20 protein-coding genes and 4 pseudogenes are annotated in these 23,521 nt (G+C 69.3%); 16 read left to right on the top strand and 8 right to left on the bottom strand.

Features of this window, described 5'->3' with window-relative positions; genetic code table 11:
• The 5 genes and pseudogenes from ALI22I_RS13885 to ALI22I_RS52405 all read left to right on the top strand — a co-directional run bounded on the left by ALI22I_RS13885 (position 1) and on the right by ALI22I_RS52405 (position 6,011).
• Positions 1-1,311 carry a caspase family protein gene (locus ALI22I_RS13885; protein ID WP_077005900.1) on the top strand — a complete coding sequence of 437 codons (1,311 nt, stop codon included), beginning with the start codon at positions 1-3 and terminating at the stop codon, positions 1,309-1,311.
• A gap of 638 nt (positions 1,312-1,949) precedes the next feature.
• Complete coding sequence (gene istB, locus ALI22I_RS54670) at positions 1,950-2,981, top strand: IS21-like element helper ATPase IstB (RefSeq protein ID WP_274522850.1); 1,032 nt, start codon at positions 1,950-1,952, stop codon at positions 2,979-2,981.
• Between the two features lie 888 nt (positions 2,982-3,869).
• Positions 3,870-4,543, top strand: a pseudogene (locus tag ALI22I_RS13865) (DNA alkylation repair protein).
• Positions 4,544-5,013: 470 nt separating this feature from the next.
• Entirely contained in the window at positions 5,014-5,463 is a 450-nt protein-coding gene (locus ALI22I_RS52410) for a hypothetical protein (protein WP_202970957.1), read from the top strand.
• Positions 5,355-6,011, top strand: coding sequence for a DDE-type integrase/transposase/recombinase (locus tag ALI22I_RS52405; protein WP_202970956.1), 657 nt, complete (start codon positions 5,355-5,357; stop codon positions 6,009-6,011). The genes ALI22I_RS52410 and ALI22I_RS52405 overlap by 109 nt, the downstream gene beginning before the upstream one ends.
• Positions 6,012-6,192: 181 nt before the next feature.
• On the opposite strand, the gene ALI22I_RS49160 is transcribed toward ALI22I_RS52405, so the two are convergent.
• Together ALI22I_RS49160 and ALI22I_RS13850 are read right to left on the bottom strand one after the other, a co-directional pair.
• The gene (locus ALI22I_RS49160) at positions 6,193-7,020 is read right to left on the bottom strand and encodes a hypothetical protein (RefSeq protein ID WP_143532187.1); all 828 of its coding nucleotides are present in this window, start codon (positions 7,018-7,020) and stop codon (positions 6,193-6,195) included.
• A 470-nt stretch (positions 7,021-7,490) separates the two neighbouring features.
• A complete protein-coding gene (locus ALI22I_RS13850; RefSeq protein ID WP_077005898.1) occupies positions 7,491-8,258 on the bottom strand; it encodes a DUF7662 domain-containing protein in 768 nt (255 codons plus the stop codon).
• 90 nt (positions 8,259-8,348) lie between these two features.
• On the opposite strand from ALI22I_RS13850, the gene ALI22I_RS13845 reads away from it, so the two are divergent.
• Complete coding sequence (locus ALI22I_RS13845) at positions 8,349-8,609, top strand: helix-turn-helix domain-containing protein (protein ID WP_077005897.1); 261 nt, start codon at positions 8,349-8,351, stop codon at positions 8,607-8,609.
• A gap of 191 nt (positions 8,610-8,800) precedes the next feature.
• Here ALI22I_RS13845 and ALI22I_RS13840 read toward each other — a convergent pair whose 3' ends face one another.
• The 3 genes and pseudogenes from ALI22I_RS13840 to ALI22I_RS54660 all read right to left on the bottom strand — a co-directional run.
• Positions 8,801-9,187, bottom strand: a complete 387-nt coding sequence (locus ALI22I_RS13840; protein WP_077005896.1) for a hypothetical protein — start codon at positions 9,185-9,187, stop codon at positions 8,801-8,803.
• The gene (locus ALI22I_RS54665; protein WP_274522848.1) at positions 9,178-10,068 is read right to left on the bottom strand and encodes a hypothetical protein; all 891 of its coding nucleotides are present in this window, start codon (positions 10,066-10,068) and stop codon (positions 9,178-9,180) included. Before ALI22I_RS54665 ends, ALI22I_RS13840 begins: the two co-directional genes overlap by 10 nt.
• 19 nt (positions 10,069-10,087) lie before the next feature.
• A pseudogene (locus ALI22I_RS54660) lies at positions 10,088-10,756 on the bottom strand (methyltransferase domain-containing protein); the annotation flags it as partial.
• 579 nt (positions 10,757-11,335) lie between these two features.
• Here ALI22I_RS54660 and ALI22I_RS13830 point away from each other — a divergent pair.
• The 10 genes and pseudogenes from ALI22I_RS13830 to ALI22I_RS53610 all read left to right on the top strand — a co-directional run bounded on the left by ALI22I_RS13830 (position 11,336) and on the right by ALI22I_RS53610 (position 19,636).
• Entirely contained in the window at positions 11,336-12,223 is an 888-nt protein-coding gene (locus ALI22I_RS13830; RefSeq protein WP_077005894.1) for a hypothetical protein, read from the top strand.
• Positions 12,224-12,345: 122 nt separating this feature from the next.
• Positions 12,346-12,648 carry a hypothetical protein gene (locus ALI22I_RS13825; RefSeq protein ID WP_077005893.1) on the top strand — a complete coding sequence of 101 codons (303 nt, stop codon included), beginning with the start codon at positions 12,346-12,348 and terminating at the stop codon, positions 12,646-12,648.
• A 457-nt stretch (positions 12,649-13,105) separates the two neighbouring features.
• Positions 13,106-14,167, top strand: a complete 1,062-nt coding sequence (locus tag ALI22I_RS13820) for an amidohydrolase family protein (RefSeq protein WP_202970955.1) — start codon at positions 13,106-13,108, stop codon at positions 14,165-14,167.
• Between the two features lie 806 nt (positions 14,168-14,973).
• The gene (locus tag ALI22I_RS13815) at positions 14,974-15,783 is read left to right on the top strand and encodes a hypothetical protein (RefSeq protein ID WP_143532186.1); all 810 of its coding nucleotides are present in this window, start codon (positions 14,974-14,976) and stop codon (positions 15,781-15,783) included.
• 14 nt (positions 15,784-15,797) lie between these two features.
• Positions 15,798-16,642 (top strand): annotated as a pseudogene (locus tag ALI22I_RS13805) (beta-eliminating lyase-related protein); the annotation flags it as partial.
• Between the two features lie 278 nt (positions 16,643-16,920).
• Entirely contained in the window at positions 16,921-17,079 is a 159-nt protein-coding gene (locus tag ALI22I_RS50790) for a hypothetical protein (protein WP_179118225.1), read from the top strand.
• A gap of 615 nt (positions 17,080-17,694) precedes the next feature.
• On the top strand, positions 17,695-18,717 hold the full coding sequence (locus ALI22I_RS13800; protein WP_077005890.1) for a tetratricopeptide repeat protein: 1,023 nt from the start codon (positions 17,695-17,697) through the stop codon (positions 18,715-18,717).
• Positions 18,701-18,949 (top strand): hypothetical protein, encoded by a 249-nt coding sequence (locus ALI22I_RS13795; protein WP_077005889.1) that lies wholly within the window; start codon positions 18,701-18,703, stop codon positions 18,947-18,949. Before ALI22I_RS13800 ends, ALI22I_RS13795 begins: the two co-directional genes overlap by 17 nt.
• Before the next feature lie 114 nt (positions 18,950-19,063).
• Positions 19,064-19,150: pseudogene (locus ALI22I_RS55575) on the top strand (winged helix-turn-helix domain-containing protein); the annotation flags it as partial.
• A gap of 144 nt (positions 19,151-19,294) precedes the next feature.
• Positions 19,295-19,636 (top strand): phosphotransferase, encoded by a 342-nt coding sequence (locus ALI22I_RS53610; protein WP_083751697.1) that lies wholly within the window; start codon positions 19,295-19,297, stop codon positions 19,634-19,636.
• A 575-nt stretch (positions 19,637-20,211) separates the two neighbouring features.
• Here ALI22I_RS53610 and ALI22I_RS13785 read toward each other — a convergent pair.
• The 3 genes from ALI22I_RS13785 to ALI22I_RS52400 form a co-directional block, all read right to left on the bottom strand.
• Complete coding sequence (locus tag ALI22I_RS13785; protein WP_077005887.1) at positions 20,212-20,517, bottom strand: hypothetical protein; 306 nt, start codon at positions 20,515-20,517, stop codon at positions 20,212-20,214.
• Between the two features lie 211 nt (positions 20,518-20,728).
• Entirely contained in the window at positions 20,729-22,003 is a 1,275-nt protein-coding gene (locus ALI22I_RS13780; RefSeq protein ID WP_077005886.1) for a hypothetical protein, read from the bottom strand.
• A gap of 475 nt (positions 22,004-22,478) precedes the next feature.
• On the bottom strand, positions 22,479-23,327 hold the full coding sequence (locus ALI22I_RS52400; protein ID WP_083751696.1) for an IS110 family transposase: 849 nt from the start codon (positions 23,325-23,327) through the stop codon (positions 22,479-22,481).
• Positions 23,328-23,521: the final 194 nt, after the last annotated feature.

Here is a 23,521-nt window from a genome sequence, read left to right as displayed (position 1 = left end):
ATGGCGCAGCGCACGCTGACGCGCGGATCGCAAGGCGAGGACGTACGCCGGCTTCACCTGGTGCTCAATCAGGCGGGTTACGACCCCGGCTCGGTGGACGGGGTGTTCGGGCAACGCACCGAGGACGCGGTCAGGGCGTTCCAGCGTGACCACGGCCTCGAAGAAGACGGCAAGGTCGGGCCGAAGACCTGGGGCGCGTTGACCGCACTCCACCCGACCCCGGGCGCGACACGTGGCCGCTCCCTCCACGTGGGACTCAATTTCGTGGACGACGCGGCGTACGGGATGCCGGTACCGCCGCTGCGCGGATGCGAGAACGACGCCAGGGACATGATGGCGCTCGCCCGGGCTCAGCGCTTCGAGAGCAGGATGCTCCTGAACGGGCAGGCGACCGCGGCCAACGTCACCGGAGCGGTGCGCGACGCGGCCCGGGAACTGGAATCCGGGGACTTCTTCTTCCTCACCTATTCCGGGCACGGCAGTCAGATGCGTGACGCCACCGGCGAGGAACCGGACCAGCTGGACGAAACCTGGGTGCTGTACGACCGGCAATTGCTCGACGACGAACTCTCCGCGCTGTGGGCTGAATTCAGGCCCGGTGTGCGCATCATGATGCTCTCGGATTCCTGCCACAGCGGCACCGTCAGCCGGGATGTCGTCTTCGCCTACAAGGCGTTCGCGGCCTCGTTCCAGGAAGCCCGCGACGTCGGGTTCTTCCTCGACACGCCGATACCGATGCTCACCACGAGGAGCGCGCCGGGGTGGGACGAGGTGGAGCAGTCGCTGCGCGAAGTGATGCCCACGGTGGTGGCCCAACTGCAGGGCGGCCGAGCCTCGGAGGAGGTCCAGCCCCCCGAGGTGCAACATTACCTCGATCTGGTGCTCAACGAACTCGAGGACGACACCCGGGTGATGGCCGTCGGCCAGTTCAGGGACACGGGTCCGGTCGTCCTCGACCAGTCACCCATCACCCGCAACCTCCCGCCGGACATCGCCCACGCCGACCAGGTCGCCCGCTGGCGCGAATACAGCGAGGTCAAGAAGGAGGTCCGGAACGCGAAACCACCGCAGGCGTCCGTGCTCCTCATTTCGGGCTGCCAGGACAACCAGCTCTCGCTCGACGGCGTGAAGAACGGGCTGTTCACCCAGCGCCTGCTGGAGACCTGGAGCAATGGCCGGTTCAGCGGCAACTACCGGGAGCTGCACCGGCAAATAGTGGCCTCCATGCCGCCCCAGCAGACACCGAACTACTTCTGGGACACCAACCCGCCCAGCGTCGCGTTCGAACTCCAACGTCCGTTCACGATCTAGTGTTGTGTCTCGGAACCTCGCCGCTTCCGAGGGATCCATCTATGTCGTGTTCCAGCAGGCGACCGGTTACCGAGCCTCCGTGTGGCCGCCCGTCGACGGGCAGCAGCGCCCGATGATGCACTTCGACTTCCGAGCCGCGAACACCAGCGGCATGACGACGACGGAGGCCTGCTCCGGCGGGTGCATGCCTCACCACCGCCCGCGGCGGTGCCGGACGGCGTCTTCTTCACGCTGCCGCGGTGGGTGTGCCGGAGCGGGCGTGCCGACTGGTCGGCGGTGCCGGTCTCTTGACCCCTGTCGAGGGACGGCTGTGGTGGTGCAGCAGGCGATCGCCACGCTCATGGCGTCGGCGCGGCCGCCGTGGCGCGCGGCGAGGTAGTTCATCCCTGGCGGCGGTGAACCACTCCACCGCCTTCGTGGGATCGCCTGAGCACCAGCGGCAGCAGAGCACGCAGGTGGCGTGCGTTGTCGATGTACCACCGGGTGGCGTCCGTTGTGGAGTCGAAGATGTCCGCCGCGCGCACCGCGCACGGCGACTCAGCCGGAACACAGGCGTTGATCGAAGTCCTGCTCCTGCACAGGCACCTGCCCGCCGGGATCACCATCGCCCTGGCCGCCGGGCGAGCACCTGCGACGTGGTGGCGCTGGAAGCGCGCAAGGCGGGCCGCCTGCGCCGCGACGCCGACATCGAACCCGCGCCCCTGCCGGGTTCGGGCCGGGTGATCAGCCTGACCGAGCGCCGCCTGGCCGGCCCGGCGCTGCCACCGGACAGGCGGCCACCACCCTCGGTCGCGGCCTATGACCAGTTGCTGCCTCGCCGCGCGGCCCAGAACCCGACAACCGCCCCAAACGTCATCCTCGCAGGGAGAAGTTTCGTGAGCCGAGCACGTCGCACCATGACTGATCAGGCCGCAGACGCCGCCATCGACCAAGCCTGCCGAGGGCTGCGTCTTCCCTCGATCCGGTCCCAGGTCTCCCAGATCGCCGACGCCGCCGAACGCGAGCAGCTCACCTACCGGGGCTTCCTCGCCGATCTGCTGATGGTCGAGTGCGACGACCGCGACCGACGGCGGTTCGAGCGTCGCATCAAGGGAGCGGGATTCCCACGCCAGAAGTGGTTGTCGGACTTCGACTACGACGCCAACCCGAACATCAACCCGGCGATGATCAATGCGCTCGCGTCCTGCGCCTGGGTCCGTGCCGGCGAACCGCTGTGTCTGATCGGCGACTCCGGGACCGGCAAGTCGCACCTGCTCATCGCGCTGGGCGCCGCGGCGGCCATGGCCGGTCACCGGGTGAAATACGTGCTGGCCGCGAAGCTGGTCAACGAGCTTGTCGAGGCCGCCGACGAGAAGATCCTCAACAGGACCATCGCCCGCTACGGCCGCGTCGACGTTCTCTGCATCGACGAACTGGGCTACATGGAACTCGACCGCCGGGGCGCCGAACTGTTGTTCCAGGTGTTGACCGAACGGGAAGAGAAAGCGTCTGTCGCGATCGCGTCGAACGAGTCGTTCTTCCTGCCGTGGCACATGGCATTCGCCGAGTTCGTGTTCGACGACGTGCTGTGGCCGGACTTCACCCGACAGCATCTGGTTGACGCCATCACCGAGTACGGACGGCGGGAACGCCGCTTCGGCGGCAACGACCTCAAGGAGGTGACCACGTGAGCAGTGCCCCACTGGCGGGCGCCACCGACATCCACAAGTCCTGCGGGCCCAACCCGGTGCTGCGCGGGGTGAGCTTCCAGGTGGGTTCGGGTGAGTTGGCCGGGATCGTCGGGGGAGCGGGTTTTGGCTCCACTCGCACCCTTCGGATTCCAGTTCGGAAGAGTTCTGGCCCCATGCCCACAGGAGTCGCCGAGCCTCCTTGCTGTCGAGCAGCCGAAGACCGTGCTCGGCCCGACCTCGGAGAGATTCGTCGGATGCCTGGAGTTGATCGGCAAGAACCGTCAACGCCTTGCTCGATCGCTCCTCTCCGATCAGTTCCAACAGCCAGCAGCGCAGCCCGTGGTCGTCGCGTTCCGCACGGAACGCTTCGAGCAGCTCATCGACATGCTTGTTGGCCACAGGCAGGAGCATGTGGAAGCCGTCCTCCGACGCTGCGGATCGCGTCTTCGCATCAACTGCATCGCGTCGCGGAAGGTGCTGCTCATGGCCGCCATGCTATGGCTCGTTCCGGGGCGGCGGCTTGGGAATGACCGCCGACGTCGATGTGATCGGTTCCCGAACGTGGGGCCAACACTGGCTGGTGATCATGCCTTGCGGTGGGGCCAGAACCCATCCGTAGGTGGGGCCAGTACTCATCCGCGAAGCCGGCGAGTCGCACGCTGACGGCTGCGACGTCGCGAGGTGCCTCGTCAGCGGACCGCAACGGCTGAGCCGCGAGGCCGACTGCGGCACCGACATCTGGACCGGCCGCCGGCCGGGCGAGACCGACTGCGAACACCTCGGTTGGATGATCGGGCCCGGCCTGCCCGACCTCAGCCGGGCTGATCGCCTGGTCCACCGTGCTTTCCTCGTAGGCTGAATCTCACACGTGATGGACAGGGGGCTGAGGTGACCGAGATGACGGTGGCCGAGGTGATGGCCGAGCTGGCCGCGCTCGAGGACCCGAGGGCACGCGAGGTGAACGAGAAACACGGTGACGATCACGGTGTGAACCTCGGCAGGCTGCGCGCGGTCGCGAAGCGGCTGAAGACGCAGCAGGAACTCGCGCGCCGGCTCTGGGAGACGGATGACACCGCGGCGAGACTGCTGGCGATCCTGATCTGCCGCCCGAAGGCGTTCGAGCGTGACGAGTTGGACGGGTCATGGTGCGCGCGGCGCGAGCACTCAAGGTGCACGACTGGCTCGTGAACTACGTGGTGAAGAAGAGCCCGCACTCCGAAGAGCTGCGCCTGGCCTGGTCCGCCGATCCGGATCCGGTGGTCGCGAGTGCCGGCTGGGCGCTGACCACCGAGCGCGTGGCGAAGCAGCCCGGGGGCCTCGACCTCGCGGGACTGCTCGACGTCATCGAGGCGGAGATGAAAGACGCCCCGGATCGCCTGCAGTGGGCGATGAACAACTGCCTGGCTCGGATCGGGATCGAGCACGCCGAGCACCGCGCCCGCGCGATCGACATCGGTGAGCGCCTGGAGGTGCTCAAGGACTACCCGACTCCACCGAACTGCACGTCTCCGTTCGCGCCCATCTGGATCACCGAGATGGTGCGCCGACAGCACGACAAGTAGGAAGGTTCGCGCCCACGTTCGTGTCGCTACCCCCCGTCAGAACGCGGCAACACGATCGACAGAAGTCTGCTGTCGAGGCGAAGCGCGACACACACACGGAGACGTACCCAACATCCGCTTCTGCCGCATAGCGCGCACGAGCGGGTGACACGCAGCGCGGGCGGGTGAGCCACCTCGTCGTGTCCCTTTGAGACCGGGCGTGTGAGTTGGTCACTGTGAGGTGGCTCTGCCGTCGGTCGGCAGCCTTTCACCGTGCCGGCGAAGAACCGCGTTCGAGCTGGAGAGCTCGGAGCGCTTCTCCACCCGTCACCCCCTCGGAGGCGGTGCCTCTGCGGCGGCCGAGCAGCCGTGCGCTCCGGCAGCCTCGTCTCGCTCACCGACGACGTACAGCACGTACTCGGCCGTGTGCCGCTCGAAAAGTCATCGTCGCTGGTAGAACGTGGGTGTCAGCGTGTTGAGAGCATGTCCGGGTGATCGTGTCCCTGCTGTACGAGGTGACCCGGAAGCTGCTGTCCGTCCCGTCGGTGGTGCTGCGCAGCGAGGCGGCCAAGGATGCCGAGCTGCTCGTGCTGCGGCACGAGAACGCGGTACTTCGACGGCAGCCGGCGGGTCCGGTGCGCTACGAGCCCGCTGATCGGTTCTGGTTCGCCGCCCTGTCCGGGTTGGTGGATCGTCGCCGTTGGCGGGAGGTCTTCCCGGTCACGCCGGGCACCCTGCTCGCCTGGCACCGCAGGTTCATAGCCCGCAAGTGGGACCACGCCGCGCGTCGACGTACGGACACCCACCGACACGAGCGGCGATCAAGGCGCTCGTGCTACGGCCGGCCGAGGAGAACCCACTGTGGGGACATCGCCGCATCCACGGCGAACTGGCCCGACTCGGCCACCGCGTCGCCCGCTCGACGGTATGGCGGATCCTGAACGCCGCAGGCGTCGACCCAGCCCCACGCCGCTGCGGCCCGACCTGGCGCGAGTTCCTCACCGCCCAGGCCGAGAGCATCATCGCGGCCGACTTCCTCCACGTCGACACCGTGCTCGGCACACGGCTCTACGCGCTGGTGTTCCTCGAACACGGCACCAGGCGCCCGTACGTCACCGGGGTCACCGCCCATCCGACACGGGGATGGACAGCGCAGCAGGCCAGGAACCTCGCCGCCGACCTCGGACACCGGATGGAGTCGCCGTGCTTCCTGCTCCGCGACCGCGACGGCAAGTACGACCAGACCTTCGACACCGTCTTCGAGGCCGACGACCTACGCGTCATCACCAGCGCGCCGCAGGCGCCCCGGATGAACGCCCACTGCGAACGGACCATCGGCACCATCCGACGCGAAGCCCTCGACCACATCCTGATCACCGGCGAAGCCCACGACAGATCCTCAAGACCTACGAGGACCACTACAACCGACACCGACCCCACCAAGCCCGCGACCAACTACCACCCGAAGCTCAGCAGCACCCTGCTGTAGTACATGACCTCGACACCCGCAGACTGCTGCGCACCCGAGTCCTCGGCGGCCTCATCAACGAGTACAGACACGCCGCTTGACCAGCAGCGATGACTTTTCGAGCGGCACAGCGCCGGAACGAGCCATGGCGAAGGTCGTGCAGTTCTGATCTGATCGGGATGGCTCGGGCAGTAGCCACCCCTCAAGTATTCAAATGATTGCGGTAGATCCGATTGTCGGTCCCGCGCACGAACAGGTGCACCGCACCGTTGAACACAATGGGAGCGGGCCTCGAGAGGGTTTTGCCGCTACCTTCGACCTCAACCCATCGGGCACCGAAGTGGTCGCCGTCGCTGGCGTTGCGGTAGATCCGGTCGTCGGTCCCGCGCACGAATAGGTGCACCGCGCCGTTGAAAACAACAGGAGCCGGCCCGGCAAGGGTCATGCCCCCACCTTCGACACCGACCCAGCCGCCGAACGGCCCTCCTCGAGGTGCCCGGTTGTGGTAGATGCGGTCATCTGTGCCACGCACGAACAGATGCAGGACATCTCCGACCACGACGGCGGCCGGCTCCGAGCGCGTCAGTCCGCCGCCCCCGACCTCGGCCCAACGGCCGAACGGCGTGGTGGATTTGGCTTGGTTGTGGTAGATGCGGTCATCTGTGCCGCGCACGAACAAGTGCAAATCGCGACCGTCGGCAAGGACAGCAGGCGCCGAAAGTGTCAACCCTCCGCCTTCGACTTCCTCGTAATCTGGTCCGCCGCCGAAACCCCCGGCGTAGATCCGGTTGTCGGTACCTCGGACAAACAGAACCCCCGCTCCGTGGAAGAGGGTGGTGGCTGGTTCGGATGCAGTCAATCCATCCAGGGGGACCTGTTCCCAACTGCCGAACGGCCCTCCACCAGACACGTTTTCGTAGACGCGGTTGTCATTCCCTCTGCCTAGAAGACGCATTCGGTCGCGGTGAACAACCGCGGCGAGCCCGGACGGCGTCAATCCGCCGCCCTCGACTTCAACCCAGGCGCCCATCTGGCTTCCTCCTCATTCGTCGGTACTTGGCGATCGTGATGCCCTTGATCTTCTTCGACGGGTCGGGGTTGTCCGCCGACGGGAACGGGGGTACCGGGCTGCAGGAATGCTGACCAGCTCAGCGTGCCCCCGGGTGGAGCGGGCACAGCACCTATCCACCCGAACGTGCGACGTCTCGATCGCCTGCTCGAGGGCGTGTCGTGCGCCGACACGGCCAGCACCACGAACCTGGGCAGGCCCAACGGGGCCTCTCCTCGCCGTATACCTCGACCGGGCGAGTCGTGCGAATCGGCCTGACTGCCGCGTGCGTGGTGGCCGTCTGCTCCCGAAACACGTCGTTCCCAGGCCCCGTTCGTTGATCATGCAGGCGTAGGTGCGGATGAGCACCTCGAGCCGGCGCATGCCGGCTGCGCATCCTGCCCGGCGAGGCGCAAGGCGAACTCGACGATCACGATCACCGGGCCGCCGCCTCAGTCCGCGCCCTTGTCCCGGTTGATCACCACTGCGTTGCCGTCGAGATAGATCAGCGCGAGCGCGGCGTGCTCGGCGAGGACGCGCGCCGTCTTCCGCGCCAATGGGAGTGGACTCGACGTGCCCGACGCCTCGACCGTCGCGGTGGTGGCCACGGCGACGGTGGCCTGGCCGCCGTTCGCGAGGTGGGCTTGCAGCTCGCCGTGCAGCCGCAGGTTGGTCTGCTGTCCCGCGCCCGGGCGGCGATAGCCGTAGAGCCGCCGGCGAAGGTCGTCGGCCTCGCCGACGTACACCAGCGGGGTCGCCTGTCGGGGAGCGTTCGTCAAGCTGATCCGGTAGACGCCAGGCAGCCGCGGCAGGGTCGGGAACACCAACGCGCCGCTGCCGTCGAGGCGCACCTGCCCGGCCCGCTGCCAGGTCACGCGCACCCGCACGTCGAGGTCGGCCGCGTCGGTCTCGACTTCGAGCGCCACCGCCTGCCGAGACGAGCCAGGACGGCGAGGACCGGCGGGCGCCGGTCCCCTCTCGAACCGAACGCGCCGACGTTCGAAGTCCACCCGCGCCACGTGCCAGTCGGCGTCACGCCACGACCGTCCCTGCGACGAGCCGCTGTTGGCCCACCACGGACGGGTGTCGTACGCCGTCGGGGGTAGGCCGTCCACCACCTCGGAGACCTCGGCGAAGTCAAACTCCACGGCCTCGCGGCCGGCGGCGGCCAGCGCGGCGAGGCGCCCCGTCAACGGCTTGTACTTCCCCGACACCCGCACCTCCGTACACCTCACACCGGCCACCACACGATCCGGTGAACACGGTCGCGAACCGCTTTCACGATCAGCCGGGCATGCAACCCCACCGCCATGAGCGACACGACGAGCAGGCCACTGTTCTACACGGTGCGCGAGGCGGCGAAGGTCTTACGGGTGGACGCCAACACGATCTACCGGGAAATCAGGGAGAACGCCTTCCCCGCGGTGAAGATCCGCACTCGGTACATCGTCCCGGCCAAGGCGATCGAGGCCCTGGCATCCGGGGCGACGGAGACGGGCGGGGTGCTCGACGTGGCCGCGATGGTGCAGCAGCGGCAGGTGGAGCGGGAGCTGGCACAGCGGTGGCGGTGAAGCCTTCTCCGGACTCAGCGAGACCGCCCGCTCGGCTATCCGGTCAGCACGTCCCACCGGCCCTCCCAGGGCACCACGTGGGAGTCCTTGACCGCGTCGGTGTAGACGCCGTGGCCACCGGGGAATCCGGTGCGACTGGAGCCCGGTGACAGCGTGCGTCCAGTACCCCGGCGGCGAGGATCACATCGTGCTCAGCCGGGTTTGCGGATCAGGTTGGTGTACCCCGCCAACGCGAGGGTGATCAGGCCCCACAACACGGCTTGAATGATCCAGATCGCCACCGTGAACGCCTGGCCTGCCCGGGTCGAGGTGTCGAGGTCGCATTTCGCGCGCAGACCCGTGGCTCCCAGCGGTAGGCCTCGGTCGAGACCCAATCCGACGAGTTCCACCGTGGAGCACGGCGTACCCGTCGCGGCGACGCGCTCCGCGACGTGGTGTCCGGGCCGGGTGGGGACCTGACCCGCCAGGTATCCGGCGAACCCTGCCGCGATCAGGGTGAGCAGGAGAGCGAGCGCGAGGGCGCGTGTGCGGTAGCCGTAGCCCGCAAGGGTTCCCCACAGTCGGTGGATCAGGCGCATCCACCGTCCGCCCAGCAGGTCGGGAGTGCGGCGGCGGAGGTCTTGCTGCTGTGCGATGAGCACCGTCGGGCGTTGCCGTCGTGGCCGGCGGCGCGTTCGAGGGCGGCGAGCTGCTGGTAAGGCTGGGGGCGGTAGCGTTCGGTGTGGTGGGTGATCAGGTGCAGCCAGGCGCGCCAGTCGATGTCTCGCAGCTCGTTGACCACCAGTCCGTCCATCACGAGGTTCTGCGTGTGGTCCGTCGTGCACGCGACGGCCGCGGGGAAGACCATGACATCCCGTACGCGGACGTTCTCCAGGTCCAGCAACGGGCCCGATGGGTTGCGCACAGTGAGCTCGTCGCAATCGAGCTGACCGGCCTCGGCAGCGGCCAGGTTGACGGCACCGGTTTCGCTCGTTCCTCGAACGTCGGCCATCCTGAATGACAGGTCGCCGCCAACGTGGAGCCTGGTGGCATACAGGGCCGGTCCGGACGGGTTGGTGATCCGGCTCGCGCCGAGCATGAGGTGGCCGCGGATGTGGGCGGCCGGCAGTGCGAGCGTGCCCGAGTGGCCGCGCCCGACGATCACGGTGCGTCGCAGCAGGACGTCGCCGTCCACGCGCAGCAGGTCGGCGGTGAGCGCGGCGTCGGATGTGTTGGCGACCGCCATGTCGTCACCGAGGAGCTGGCCGCCGATGTAGGCGCTGTGCAGACTCACCGCGCATCGATCATCGCCGCCGAGGACGAGGGCGTCGTTGATCACCAGGTCGGCGTCGACCCGCAGGCCTTCGGCGAGCAGGGCATGGCCGGTGTCGTTGACGATGTGGCTGTGGTCGAAGCTGAGCTGGCCGCCGACCCGCGTGGCGATCATTCGCACCGCGCCCAGGTGGCCCGCTCCTCGCACCGTGGCCCTGCATGGCCACGAACCCGGCCCGCTGGTGGTCGCGGTCGACCAGGCGGCCCTCGACCTTGTCCAGCGCCACGGTGCGGGTGGTGCCGCGCATCAGCAGCGGCACCACGATCCGGCCACCCTCGACCAGCTGTTCCCACCAGGCGGGCGGCAGGTCCCAGGCACCGACGGTGACGATGATGCGGTCGAACGGCTCCTCGTCGGGGATGGGGTGTTCGGCGTCGCCGTGCACCACCCGCACCGCCGGGTAGCCGGCCTCGGCCAGCAGGCGCCGGGCGCGCTCGACGACGTCGAAGTCGATGTCGATCGACACCACGTGCCCGGCTGGGCCGACGATCTCGGCGAGCAGCGCGGCGTTGTAGCCGCCGGAGCCGATCTCCAACACCCGCATCCTGGAACGCAGGTCGGCCTGCTCCAGCATCGCCGCCTGGATCGCGGGCGCGGAGACGCCGCTCCGTCGGGGCCGCGTTTGGTCACCACGGACTTGTTGGCCGCATCCGCCTGTTCCGGTGTGGCTTCCGGGGCGAACAGGTGGCGCGGCACCGCGCGGAACGCCCGCTCGACCACAGGGCGGATGATCATGCGGTCCACGCGGAGCTTGTCGACCATCGCGTTGCGCACCGCGACGGCCTCGGCGGTGTCGGTGAAGGCGGTCACCGTCGCGCTGTCCGGCGATGGGCATGAAGCCATGGTCATCACGGATGCCTTCTCTTCGGTGTGCTGCTGCACGGCTGCCCGGACAGGTCTGTCTTGTTGCCGCAGTTGACCGTGAGTTGTCGAACCGTACCGTTATGGTCACTGTCCGCAATCGCGCGGTGGTGCTGTCCGTGGCTGTCTTACCGGGGACCTCGCCGGATGCGCTTGCGTCTTCCGCAAGCGGCTTGCGCTGTGATCCGGGAGGTGGGGGAACGCCGCGGAACGTTCCCCCACCTCTAGCAGCCCGCCGACGGTGCGCCCGCGATGTGGTCGGCGGGGGTGGCGTGTCGAGCCGCGCCGGTCGGGGGCGCCCAGTGCCGCGAGGTCGCGGGCCGCGGTGTCGAACGGGTCGCAGGGCCATGGCTGGTTGCGGCACACCGCGCATCGGGAGTGGCTGTCGGGCGGTGGCAGGTGGGCGGTGAGGACATCGGTGGCGTCGACGGCCCGTCCCAGCGGGCTGTCTGCGGCCACGGGCAGCGCCAGGATCCCTCGCCACTGCTTGGCCACGACGGCTACAGGCCCGTGAGGTCCGCAGTCGTGGTGGGCAGTCGCCGCCGTCGCCCAGGTGCGTGCCCTGACCGCGGCGCTGCGTTCCTACGACGCCGCCCACGGAGGCGGTTCCTGCCGCGACGCCATCCTCGCCCACACCCACTGGGCGGAGTCGATGCTGCACTCCTCGGCCACCGACGACGTTCGGACCAGCCTGCTGTCGGCGATCGCGGAGGCCAAGACGCTGGCCGGGTGGACCGCGCACGACCTCGGCCTGCAAGGCGACGCCCGCCGTTGGCTCGGGCAGGCCGTCCGCGACACCCAGGACGCGGGCGACCCGGCGCACACCGCGATCGTCCTCTACCACCTGGGGCGGATCCCTCTCGACAACGACGACCCGGCCGAAGCCCTGAAGCTGTTCCAACTGGGACAGATCGCCGCACAGGACTCCCACTCCTCCGTGGCGGTCTCCCTGCTGCTCACCCACGAAGCACTGGCCTACGCGCACCTCGGGAACAGCCGGCAGTCCATGACCGCCCTGCGCCGCGCCGAGGACGAGTACGCGCACGCCACCGACGACCAGCAGGAGTTCCTGCGGTTCTTCGACCCCGCCGCCCTGCAGACCAGCGCGGCCCGCATCCACAGCCGCCTCGGACTTACCGACGCCGCGCACCGCGCAACCGCCATGGAACGTCTCCAACGAGCACTCGACGACGCGCCCGCCGACCGAATCCGCCAGCGCGCGTTCAACCTCGCCTGGCTGGCCACCTGCGCCCTCGCCGAGGGCGACCTTGTCGCCGGGGTCGAGCTCGGCATCCACGCGCTCGACGCTGTGCGGGTCATCCAGTCGACCAGGCTGCTCGACCACCTCAAGCCGCTGGAGGACGAGGCCGGACGGCACGGCGGCAACAGCGACGTGCAGCAACTCCACCACGAGGTCCGGCTTCTGCGCACGGCCGCCTGATCCGATCTCTCCGGCGAACGTTCCATGCCAGCGCAGGTCACCACCGTGCATCCCGTGGACGCGCGGTAGGGTATTCACGGGCCGCGGAGCACGGTGGCACATCGGGTCTATCGAGCATCGCCGTGGGCGACATCGCACGTGCTCCGGCCGGCGCGCTCGACCCGAGCTCCTGGAATCCGGCGCGGGCACTCGACGAGACGACCCGCATCCGCACGGCCGGTCCGGGCGGTTCCATCGCGGTGGTCCGGGAAGACCGCGCCTACTGGGTCCGCGCGCGGTCGAGTTCGTGCTCGGGCGGCGACGGAACCTTCTCCGGCGTCGACGACTACATCCTCGAACGCCCCCGCGACAACGTCCTGGACCTGCTCGTCACCTGGCCGCTCGCCGGACTCGCCGACGCCCGCGCACGCATCCCCCTCGACTGATCCGCGACACCGGAAGCGTCATCCCCCGCTCCACCGGAACCCGATCAGCTCGCCTACCGCACCCACGAGCAGGTCACCCGAGGTCGCGTCGAGGCCGAAGACGGGTGCCCGGTGTCGTCAACCGGGTGTTCGCAGGCGGGTGGGCAGTCGGCGCCCCGGCGCGGTACGGCGACCTCGTGCCGCGGTACCAGCAGCCCGACGTCCTTGCCGCAGAGGACCGACTGAGCGGGACCAGCCACTCACCGAGCAGAACGAGGACCAGGTGCAGTAGTCGCAACGCCACACCTCAGGATCATGCGCCTGAGGTCGATGGCAGGTGTGCGCGTCCCGGCTGGACCGATCGGGGGACGTGCCGGACACGAAGGGGTGCCGTCGCGGTGGTGGTCTTGCGGGCATGCCGGCACGGATTCGACGCTGGGAGTTCGGATGCGGTGTGGTGCGGACGGAGGAGGCGGTCGTGGGTGGGGTCTCGCGGCGGTCGGTTCTGACCTGGGCGGCGGGCGGTGTCGGTGTGCTCGTCCGCGGTGGTTCGGCGGCGGCGTCGGCAGGGGGAGAGCACCGGGACCGGCGCATCGACTTCCACCACCACTGCACGCCGCCGGGGTGGCTGCGGTGGGCCGAGTCCCAGGGCATCCTCGACCGCGCGGCCCTGCCGTGGTGGGCCGAGTGGGACGCCGGGGCGGCGCTGTCCGCAATGGACGGAGCCGGTATCGAGACGGCGGTCCTGTCGGTGGCGATGCCCGCCGCCCGCTACCGCGACGGGCATCAGTACAGGGAAGGGCTCACGATCGCGTACCACGAGGTGCGTGACCTGGTCGACTCCCATCCCGGGCGGTTCGCGTTCCTGTCGCGCGTGCGCCTGGACGATGTGGACCTCGAGGTGTGGTCGGCGCGGACCGGCGCTGAGATGGGCGCGGTGGGGTGCCAGGCGTTCACGCACGGCCGCAGCGGCACCTACGTCGGCGACCCGCTCTTCGATCCCGTCCTGGCCGAACTCGACGCGCTGCGCAGCGTCCTCGTGCTGCACCCGACGGACCTCCCCGGCAGCACGCCCGACCAGGCCGTCGTGCCCGGGATACCGGGCTACGTGTGCGACTACGCGCTCGACACCACGCGGGCGGCGCTGAACCTGGTCGTCCACGGCACGCTCGACCGCTTCCCGAACGTCACCGTCGTCCTGCCGCACGGCGGAGGGTTCCTGCCCTACGTCGCCGACCGGGTGACCCTCAACGCCGGCCACTTCGACCCGCCCCTCCCGCCAGGCAGGCTGGACGACTACCTGCACCGGTTCCACTACGACACGGCAGCGCCGATGTCCTGGCACTCGACGCCGACGCTCCTGTCCTCCGTTCGTCCGACGCACCTGCACTTCGGCAGCGACTGGCCCGTGATGTCGACGGGGCAACTGGCCCACGCGACGGCGGCATTCAACGCCGATCCCGCGCTGGACGCGCGGCTGCGCGGCGGCATCAACCGGAACAACGCACTCCGACTTCTCCCCGGCCTGGCGGCCCGCTGAAGGGCCAATGCGCGTGCCAAGGGTGATCGCGGACAAGGGCTACTCCGGCCGAGCCAACCGCCGCTGACGAGCCTCCCCACGGCGGGCGGCCCTACGCATCGACAAACGGATCTACAGGCGGCGCAACGTAGTCGAGCGGTCCTTCAACGTCTACTCCCTAGTAGTGCTTTGACGTTCTCGGCCATCCCGGTGCCCGAGAGGTGGGCCACGTGCCCTGGCTGTGTCCGTCCGTCGCGACTTCGGTTCAGGGGATACGTCGGCGCGGACTTGCCCCGACGAGGGCTTCACGTCCGTCTGCGGGTCGATGCCCGACACCTCCGCGGTCGACGGCTTCCGCCCGGCCCGGTCGTTGAGGAAATCGCACCGGTGTTCGGCAACCCCATCGGGGGGTGTGTGTCCCCCCGTACGGGCTCTATCGCTTTCGTGATCACGGGGTGTTGTGGTTACTGGAAATCGCGATACGACTCTTGGGGGTCAGGTGATTTCGCCATGCTCGACGCAAGCGTGTTCTCCCGTTCCGCCGTCCCGGACCGTCCCTCGGGTTCGTTGGGGCATCTCGTCCGTGGACAGGCCGGCGCACTGGCCGAGGCGGTGGGGCTGACGGGTCGGCGAGAGGAGCTGGAGCACCTCGCGGACGCGCTGCTCGGACCCTCCGCCACGCTTCCGGTCGGCGAGGCCGGGTGGTGCTCGGAGGTGTCCGACGACCACTCGCCCGTCGAGTACTCGCTCTCTTTCGAAGCGGGCCGGGCGCCGCAGCTGCGCCTGCTGGCCGAGCCGAACGGGCGCCGCCGGGGGTGCGGGAGAACGTGGCGGTCGGTCGACGGGTCCTGCGCGGGCTGGCGGAGCGCTACGGCTTCGACCTGCGGCGGTTCGCCCTGGTCGAGTACCTGTTCCTGCCCGACCGGCCACAGAGGACGTTCGGGTTGTGGTGCGCGGTCGTGCTGACCGCGCACGGCGGACCGTTGTTCAAGGTCTACTTCGACTTGGGTGCCCAGGGTGTCGGGCGCGCCCCGGAACTCGTCGAGGAAGGGTTGGCCCGGCTGGGCTTCCGCCGCGCCTGCCGGCTGGTCGGCGACGCGATGGCCGACGAGGGTCGGCCGATGTACTTCGCGCTGGATCTCGGGCAGTGGTCCCGACTGCGGGTGAAGGTCTACTTCGCCCACGGCGGCGGCGGCCCCGAGGACGCGGCGCGGGCGGCCGACGCGGTTCCGGGGATCGTCGGGGGAGCCGTCGAGGAGTTCTGCCGCACTGTCGCCGGGGCGGGCCCGTTCACGGCGCGGCCCCTGGTCTCGTGCTACTCGCTGGTCGACACCGGGCGGGAACGGCCTGGCGGCTACACCGTGCACGTCCCGGTCCGCGACTACGTCGAGCACGACGGCCAAGCGCGCGCCCGCGCGGTCGCGGCGATGCGTCGCCAGGGACACGACCCCGCGGTGCTGGACCGGGCGCTGGCCGCGGTGACCGGGCGACGGCTGGACGCCGGGGTCGGGTTGATCTCCTACCTGTCGCAGGTGTTCACGCCGCACGCCCAGCGGCTGACCGCGTACCTGTCCGCGGAGGCCAACCGGGTCCGGCCGCCCCGCACACGCGTTCCCGACGCGGTACCGGGCCGGTGAGGGACGTGGGCGAGGTGCCGATCATGGAACCGTTCCGCGCCAAGGTCGTGGAACCGATCCTGCTCACCACGCGCGCCCAGCGCGAGCAGGCGTTGCAACGGGCGCACCACAACCTGTTCAACCTGCGGGCCGAGGAGGTGACCATCGACCTGCTGACCGACTCGGGCACCGGGGCGCTGTCCGCCGCGCAGATGGCCGCGGCGATGCTGGGTGACGAGAGCTACGCCGGGGCCCGCTCGTTCCACCGTTCCGGAACGTCGTCGGGGACCTGACCTCCTACCCGCACGTCCTGCCCGTGCACCAGGGGCGGGCCGCCGAGCGCATCCTGTTCTCCACCCTGCTGCGACCGGGGCAGATCACCCTGGGCAACCTGGACATGCTCGCCCAAGGACTGCTCGAGGTCACCGACCCCGACTACCTGCGAGCCAGGGCCAGCACGACCGCCTACCTCGCCGAACTGGCACGGGCGGCCGGGGTCGCGGTGGTGGAGCCGCCGGGCGTGCACGCGGTCTACCTCAACGCCGGCCGACTCCTGCCGCACATCCCCCCGCACCGCTTCCCCGGCCACGCACTGGCCTGCGCGCTGTACCTGGAGGGCGGCATCCGCGGCGTGGAATGCGGCTCCCTCTACCTGGGCAACGAGGACGAGCACGGCGACCCCGTGGTCAGCGCCCCGTGGGAACTGCTCCGCCTGGCCATCCCGCGCCGGGTCTACAGCCAAAGCCACATCGAGCACGTCGGCCGGACCCTGGCACAAATCGCCCAGCACGCCGACCACCTGCCCGGCTACCGGATCACCGAACAACCACCCCTGCTGAGGCACTTCAAAAGCAAATTGCAACCCGTACCACTCCACACCGACGAGCCCCGGTCCACGACCGACTCCACCGCCCCACCGAGCCCGCAGCCACACCCGACAGCGATGTCGGTCCCGTCCCACAGCGCGTTCACCGGAAGCCCTTGAACGGCGTGCCTTCCCTGGCCCGAGCCGCATCGCAGGACAACACACCTGCCCGGAATCCTCAGGCGACCCCGCCGCCACGGCGACGAGTTCGTCTTCGGCGACCCCGCAACCCGGGGTCGCCGGTGCATTGCAGACGACGTCGTTCCGGCACGTCATCGGTACGGTGGGCTCCGGTGGACGCTGCTGCCACCGAGCTCGCGGAGGCGTTCTACGTCGTCGCCGCTGAACTCGACGAGACGGCGTACCGGCTGCACGAACTGGTCCAGGCTATCCGTGAGAAGTACCCGCCGGCACCGATACTGTGGGCCACCTACGTCCACTTCGGACCGTGACTGGTAGGTCGACCGCCGGTCAGCGGTCGTCGGCCAGCTGGTGGAACAGTGCATTCGGGGCTGAAAACTGAGGACGAGCCACCCACCGAGTCGAACGAAGATCAGATACAACAATCGCAGTCCCACGTCTCATGATCATGTCTGTTGTCGAGGCATGCGGTCGCCGCACGTCAAGGCCGGATGCGGAGTTCTGGAACCCCGCAGGGTGCCGTCCTGGCCATCGGCACAGGATAGAACCCCGCGATGTCGTGACCGGTCCGCCGCGCACCTGCCCGGCTCAATGAGTCGAGACGGAAGCCGAACGGCTTCTGCGCTGTGACCACGGAGGGCGAAATGGCTAGGCGACGCAAGAACCGGCAGAGACGAGTGGCCGTGGCCCGTACCGCCATCGGTGCCGCGCTGTACAGAGCGGCTCGGTCGGTGGTTGCTGGAACGACTCTGGTGAGGGTGGGCGCGGCAACCGTGGTCGGGTCTAATGATCGGCTCTGGCCCGTAGTCGGTGGTGACGTCGGGTAGCCGTTCGCGATCATGATCTTGTGATAGATGTCGATTCCCTTGTGGGGACGGTGTTTTCCGGACTGTCGGCGTTGGTCGTCCAGGACGTGGCGGAGAGCGGTGTTCGCGCTGCTCGGGATCGCCCCGGGCCCGGACATCGGCCTGCCTGCCGCCGCCTCCCTCACCGGCCTACCGGAGGTGCAGGTGCGCCAGGCGCTGCGCGTCCTGGAGGAGCATTCCCTGCTCGACCGGCACCCGCACGGCCGCTACGCGATGCACGACTTGGTCCGCGCCTACGCCGCCACCACCGCGCACGACCTGGCCGAGCCGGTGCGGCAGGCCGCGCTGGCACGGGTAGTCGACTTCTATCTGCACACCGCCGCCGGAGCCGACCACTTGGTGGACCCCCACGGAACAGCAGTGCAACTGGATCCCCCGGTCCCGGGTTGCCACCCCCAGTCGCTGGCCGATGCCGCGGTGGCGTTGGTCTGGTTCGAGACCGAACACCGATGTCTGCTGGCTGCGCAACGCACGGCCGCCGCTCAGCGTTGGCACGGGGTCGTCGTGAACATGGCGTGGGTTCTGGTCACCTTCCACCGCAGGCGGGGCCACCGCCACGACCAACTCGCCGTGTGGCTGGCCGCGCTGACAGCCGCCCAGTGCTTACCCGACCCCGTCATCCGCACCCGTGTCCACCGGTTCGTCGGTGCCTCCTACGCAGATCTGGGGCGGCACGATGAGGCAATCGAGCACCTGCAGCGAGCACTCGGCGTGGCCGAGCAGCACGGCGACCCGACCCAGCGGGCCAACAGCCACTACCACCTCGCATGGGCATGGGAACGACAGGGAGACGCCCGGAGGGCACTGGACCACGCCACTCACGCGCTGAGCCTCTACCGCATCCTCCGCCAGCCGGAATGGGAGGCCCGGATGCTCAACTCGGTCGGCTGGTTGTCCACTCAGCTCGGCGACTACGACTCCGCCCGACAACATTGCGAGGCTGCTCTTGCCCTGTACCGGCACCACCACAGTCGTGAGGGTGAGGCGGACAGACTGGACAGCCTGGGCCTGATAGACCACCACACCGGCCACCATCAGCACGCCATAGACCACTACCAGCAGTCTCTTGCCCCTGCGACATGAGCTCGGCGACGACTACGAGGCGGCCGGCACCCTCGACCGCCTCGGCGACCCCCACACTGCGCTCGGAAAGCACGACCAAGCGCGCGCGGCCTGGCGGGAAGCGCTGGAGCTGTACCGGCAGCAGGGCCGCAGCACCGACGCTGAGCGCGTTCAGCGGCAACTCGACGACCTCGAATCGACGCCGGAGCCGGTCATGCCGCCGGGCGCGGCCGAGAGCGCGGAGAACGGGTGAAGCCGCGGGTGAGCAGATCGGTCAGGCGTCGGCGGACGGTGGCGGGGTCGTCGTCGGGGCGCACCTCGGCCAGCGCAGACCGAGTGGGCCCGACCTGAAGTCGGGGTTCGTGCAGGGTCGTTGTTGTTGCACCGTATGGGGTTCAGCCCGCAGGCGTCCACACATTGGCCGGTCGAACACGACGAGGATGAGGCCGCCGCATGGCGGCGGGAGGCGTGGCGGCGGGAAAAGCTAGCGGCCGAGCGTGGGGCGTGGATCTGCTTCGAGGACGAGGCGGGTCACACGCTACGGCCGCCGAAAGCGCGGACCTGGGCGCCGAGGACAGGCAGGGGGGAACACGTCGGTATGCCGGACGTCGACGAGCTGGTCCGCGAGGTCGTCGAACTGGTGCGGCACGAGCGTGGCTTGGCGTTGACGTTGGTCGGTAGGTTCGCCAGGGGGTGTCGGCCATCGGTGTTGGTGGGGTGCGAGCAGCCGGTTTCCGGGCTGGTGTCCCGCCTGCGCGCGTCGGCCGCCGCGGCGCCGCTGCCCGAGCGGGCGCCGGACGACCTGGTCCACTTCGACCTCGGGCCGGCCAATGTGCTCGTCGACGGCGGTCGGGTGGCGGCGGTGCTGGACTGGCGGTCGTGCCGGGCCGGTGATGCCTCCTACGATCTGGTGACCGTCGACTGGGATCTGGCGGCCTGACCGAAGGCCGAGCCCGGGGTCCGGGAGCGGCTGGGGGAGGAGGTCGTCCGTACGACCGACCGGGGCGCGATGGTGGTCTACGCGGCGCACTGCGTGTTGCGCAACCTCACGTGGGCGGGCGGGACCGAGTGGTCCGAGCACATCGTGAGCACCGGCCACGAGTTCCTCGACTGCTGGGCCTCGGCCTGAGTTCACCGCGCGGGTGGGCCCGCGAGCACACCGTCCGGCTCGGCCAGGACCTCGTCGACGGTGATGCGCGCCAGTCCGGGGTCCGCCGCCGGCGCCGCCGGTCCACCAGCCCGGACAGGGCGGCGAACCGGAACCGGTCCGCGGGCTCGTAGCGGACCGGCTGGCCGGTAGCCGTCGAAGGACCGCGTTCTCATGGCGCAGCACGAGCAGTTCGGCGTCCTTCGCCGCCTCGCTGCGGAGCAGGACCGACAGAACAGCAACTCCCGGGTCACCCTGTACACCAGGGACGCGATCACCCAGGCATGCTCTCAAGGGGCGCTCTCATCGTTCTACCAGCGGCGATGACTTTTTGAGCGGCACAGGATAGCGCTCCCAGCGCACTGTGATCATGAGAAGCAACGTAGCTCGCTCAGATTCCACATAAGGCAGTAGGTGCAAGCGCTCTTGATCCACTCGACGCCGAAGGTCTTCCGCAGGAACGTCCGCGCGCGGGCGCGGTCCCAGCCCCCGTCCCACTCGCGCAACGGGTATACGCCGGTGCGCAGCTCGGTGTCGTACTCCTTGTCCCGTTCGGCCCGGCGTTTCTCGCCCAGTTCGTAGCCCATGACCTGCCGGTAGGGCCGGCCCTGGGTGAGCTCGGCGATGACGGTGTCCAATGGCCACGCCTTGAAGTGCTGGCTGCTTCTCTGCACCAAGCAAGAGGACGCGCCGGGTTGATCGGTTCAGTTGCTCAAGGAGCCCGCGTCTCGCCTTCGTACCCGCAGTACGTCCGTGCCGTCGGAGGGCAGCACAACGTCCTGTAATGCCGAGAAGCGGACGTTCTTGGCTGACCGACGGCCTTGGATCAGCGCCGTGACGCGTAGGTTGCCTACGCATCATGGCTGGGTGCAGCAACGAAGTCCTCTACTCGGTGCTGATGTCGAGCACCGCCGTCGTGCCCTCCACACCGGCCGGCGTGAACACGACGCTCGGCCCGCCCGCGGTGCCGATCTTCCCCGTACCACCCGCGCCGAGCGACATCCTGGTGGACGGGGTGGTGAGCACCAGCCTCCCACCGCGGATCGACACCGTGACCGTCAGGTCGCCCACGGTGATGTCGGCCTTCCCGGTGATCAGCACCTGGCAGGTTCCGGTGTTGCAGACGGCGAGATCGGTGCCGTTGCGTGCGGTCAGCGGCTGCTTCGGTTTCACCGCGATGTCGCGCGGGACGCACGACGGCGCGAGGTCGTAGGACGCGGCGAGCGCGGAACCGTGTCCGACGGCGGCGAGCAGCCCTTCGGCCTTCGGCTTGACCGCGGTGGCGGCGGCCTTGGCCAGGTTGACCCGGTCCTGCAGGGCGGCGAGTGGCCGCGGGGTGCCGAGCGAGTGGCCCTCCGGCAGCTTCCCTGCCTGTTCCCGCAGCGCGGTCAGCAGGGTGTCGCGGAAGGTGTCCGCCTCCTTGACGCCGGTCGGCGCCAGCTCGGCGATCTGCGCGGCACCACCGGCGATCGCCGACCTGGTCGTACTGAGGTAGCTCTCCAGTTCGAACGAGGCGAACCGGGGATCGTCGCCCGCGATGTCGGCGGTTTCGGTGCTCAGTCCGTTGATCGAGGTGACGGTGGCGCACATCTTGTCCGCCCAGGTCACGAGTTCCCGCGTCGGCGCGGGGTCCGGCAGCGTCACGGCACGCCCGGGCTCGCAGGCGGGTGTCAGGTTATACGAGGTGAGCAGCTCGGGCGCGTTCTCGACGACACCGGTGAGCTGCTGCCTTACCGGCCCGAGGCCGGAGATCAGCTCCGCGACCTGCTTCTTCTTCGCCTGCGCGTCGGCCTCCGGCGCGGTCATCAGCGAGTTGTCGGCCGCGGACGGCAGCTGTGGCCGGACGCCTTCGAGCGCCTTGACCAGTCCGGCGATGTGCCCGTCCGCCGCCGCCACCTCCGACGGCTTCAACTTCTTCAGCGCATTCGTCGCGTTGTCGACGCTGTCGACCACCGACCGTACGTAGAAGAAGGGGCTGGATTCCGAGGGTTCCACGGCCTTCTCAAGCGCCTTCACGTGCGAGCACACCGCGGTCGACCACTCGACCAACTGCCGGGTGGGCGGAGGCGGCGGAGGCGGAGGCGGGGACGCGGTCGGTTCGGCCGCCGAACACCCGGTGACCACAAGACCGATGGCTACCGCCGAGATCAGCTCACGCATGCGGGCCAGTCTCGGCGCTGACCGCCGGGACCGGTCCCTGCCGGCAGCTTCCTGCCTTCTCCGCCCGCACCGCGTAGAACAACGGCACCCGCGGCTCGTCTTCGCCGCGACCCGGCGAGCTGCTCGGCGAAGCGGCGGCCCCGGGTAGCCTCGCCGGGCCGCCGTCCCATTCCGGGTGGTCTGACACTCCCGCACCGCCCCAGGGAATCGCCGGTCCGGTCGGGTTGAGCATCAGCGGCGTACTCGGCGTGGCCGACGAAGGCAGCGTTCATCGCGTGCTGGTCGAGCATGTCCAGGAACGAGCGGCCGTCGCAGGCGCGGCAGACGGTGGCGCAGGCGACGTCGAACCTGCCAGGCCGGCCGAACGCCTCGGTGGTCGCGGCCGAACCGTTGCTGCCTCCGCAGCCCACACAGGTGCTGTCGACCCGGCCAGCGCACGCTCGTGCCGCTGGGCGAGCGCTCGTGAACTACGCACTCATGACGAACAACGAGCTGGTGTCCTGGTAGGTCGTGCGGTTCGGATGTCGAGCAGATCCGGCGCGGGGAACTCGACCGGATCGGTGTCCGCGACGCTCACCCACTCGATGCCGCCGAGGACCTCCCTCCCCTGCAGGGTACCGACCGTGTAGAGGAACAGGCCGTCGTCGGAGCCCGAGACGGCCGCGTTGACGCGGACCGTCATCCCGAGACCAGGGCCACCCCGGAAGTCGACGGACGAACACCCGCAACCGCACATCCCGACGACGACCACCTCCGCCGCCTCGCGCCTCAGCTCCTCGACACCCCGGAAGTCGACACCCAGCAGCGCGCGGGCCTGGGCAGCGGACAGGAACTTCTTCGCCCCGCCGGGCAACAGCTCCAGCAGCAGGCGGTGCAGCCGGTTGACCGTTTGGGTCCGGGCATGCCCGAGCTCGTCACGGTGATCGACCAGCAGCCGCAGCGCCGCGGTCGCGTCATCGGCCTCGACGTGCTGCAAACCTTTGGTGCGCAGGGCGACCAGTGCCACGGAGTGCGCGTCGACCGGATCGGTCTTGCGGCCCTGGCCGGTAGCCAACACGCGCACCCGCGCGGAGAGTTTCGCCGGCACGTCGATCACGGTCTCACCATCGGCGACCAGGCGCTGAGCCAGGTGCCGCCCGATGCCGTGGCAGCCCTCCACCGCCCAGATCCGCTCCTTGCGCCCGTGGCCGACCGCCGGCATCCGGCGGTAACCATCGCGATCGGTGCCGAACCGTCCGGTGTCCAGGACCTGTTCGCGGCCGTTGATGATCTCGATGGTCGCCGATCGCTTGTGCGGGTCCATCCCGATGATCACAGGTGCCATGGTGTTCCTCGCCTGGTCTTGTCGTGGTCGGCGAGGAGGACACCGCTACTTCGAGCCGGGCAGACCCCTCTTGAGCCACCCCTCGCCACGGTGTTCGGCGGGGTGCACGCCAGAAGAGAGCCACACCGATCCAGTGGTGGGCAGCCGATGAGGGAGCCACCCACCGAACACCTCGACCGAGCCTGGCCGGGCAC

Origin of the sequence: Saccharothrix sp. ALI-22-I (assembly GCF_001984175.1) — a bacterium.
Taxonomy (GTDB): domain Bacteria; phylum Actinomycetota; class Actinomycetes; order Mycobacteriales; family Pseudonocardiaceae; genus Actinosynnema.
This window is presented reverse-complemented; position numbering and strand designations above follow the sequence as displayed.

What these genes read in the sequence shown, in the direction of transcription:
- ALI22I_RS13885 (WP_077005900.1), top strand. Translation starts at nt 1, where the DNA reads ATGGCGCAGCGCACGCTGACGCGCGGATCGCAAGGCGAGGACGTACGC.
- ALI22I_RS49160 (WP_143532187.1), bottom strand. Translation starts at nt 7,020, where the DNA reads ATGGGCGCCTGGGTTGAAGTCGAGGGCGGCGGATTGACGCCGTCCGGG.
- ALI22I_RS13845 (WP_077005897.1), top strand. Translation starts at nt 8,349, where the DNA reads ATGAGCGACACGACGAGCAGGCCACTGTTCTACACGGTGCGCGAGGCG.
- ALI22I_RS13840 (WP_077005896.1), bottom strand. Translation starts at nt 9,187, where the DNA reads ATGCGCCTGATCCACCGACTGTGGGGAACCCTTGCGGGCTACGGCTAC.
- ALI22I_RS53610 (WP_083751697.1), top strand. Translation starts at nt 19,295, where the DNA reads ATGCCGGACGTCGACGAGCTGGTCCGCGAGGTCGTCGAACTGGTGCGG.
- ALI22I_RS13780 (WP_077005886.1), bottom strand. Translation starts at nt 22,003, where the DNA reads ATGCGTGAGCTGATCTCGGCGGTAGCCATCGGTCTTGTGGTCACCGGG.
- ALI22I_RS52400 (WP_083751696.1), bottom strand. Translation starts at nt 23,327, where the DNA reads ATGGCACCTGTGATCATCGGGATGGACCCGCACAAGCGATCGGCGACC.